Source organism: Pseudidiomarina piscicola, assembly GCF_902806985.1.
GTDB classification, from domain to species: Bacteria; Pseudomonadota; Gammaproteobacteria; order Enterobacterales; family Alteromonadaceae; genus Pseudidiomarina; species Pseudidiomarina piscicola.
On record NZ_CADCXY010000011.1, the window covers coordinates 1 to 1,223 of the forward strand.

Consider the following 1,223-nt stretch of genomic DNA (forward strand, 5'->3'; position numbering starts at 1 on the left):
TTTCCTGCAATGCGTGGATGGAAGCGAAAGTGCTGAATCCTCAAGCTACATATTTTATCAATCAGGGGGCGGAGGACCTATCGGAATTTAATTGCCGATATTTCACCACGCCAACCGTTACTGATTAAAATATATAGGAATTTTTTATGCGCATTCGCACTCGCACTCAGTTTTACGCCGTAATCGTCATTGCTTGCGCCTTTCTTGCAACGCCAGCAATGGCTCAGGAAGAGCAGTACAATATCAAGCCGCTGCAAGTGGCGTCCGACCCCAACAATGTTGACTTGTTAAGCGGTAAATTTAATCCCGATCTTCCCGTATTAGAGGTTCCTGCGGCGCCGCGACTAACGCTAAGTACCTTGCAACAGTTCGACAGTAAAGTCGTCGGGCAACTTTATAGTAATACGGATGAGCGCAGCGAGAGCTTTTCCCTGACCTTTGGCGCTGAGGTTTCAGAGGCGTTCAAATGCACCTCCAACGGCTGTATGGCACAAAGCAACACAGGCTCAACCTTCGACGGACAGGTCGGCAATAATATTTTTCGCTATGTACAAGGTAAAACCGGTATTAGCGTATTGTATACATCAAAAAGCTCCTATTTCGACTACAGCGGCGTTACGGGTTCCACTGTGCCTTCTCAAACGACCTATTACGCCACCCTCATTAACTACCCTGATGGTGAAACTGTTTCCATCACCTATGACAAAGCGACGCTACAGAACTCGGTTATTCTTCATCGGCCTGCGAAGATGGTTTCGAGCACGGGTTACGAAATGTCATTCAGCTATTTTTCCAATGACAGCGCCACAGGTGCGTCGGGCTGGTCGAAACTAAAGCGCGCTTCTATAGTAAAAACCTCAGCACCGACAGTGATCCTCGCAGAGCTAGACTACCCAACCGACAGTAATGCCACCGATCTTGGCGGCAGGGACTGGCATTTTAGTGGTTTTACCAATGCGTTAGGTGCGAATGAATCAGCAAAAACGTTCACCATGCGTGGCCCGGCCGATACGCAAGATCAGCTCGCGATCTCTAGCGCGACGAGAAATTATGCGGGCAGTTATCATAACGATTTTGTGACTCGCGTGACAAATGCCGGGCAAGTGTATGATTACACCTATACTGGTCATGCTGAGGTTGGCTTCAGTACCGCACGGCGGTTTTCACGTTTGGTGATCACAGGACCAGAGGGTTACCAGCGCACGTTAGAGTACTACCTGAAA

At 48.7% G+C, this 1,223-nt stretch carries 1 protein-coding gene; it reads left to right on the forward strand.

The window, feature by feature from the left end:
• Window positions 1–146 precede the first annotated feature (146 nt).
• The coding region (locus PSI9734_RS11950) for a hypothetical protein (protein WP_173921357.1) at window positions 147–1,223 on the forward strand (1,077 nt) is incomplete at its 3' end.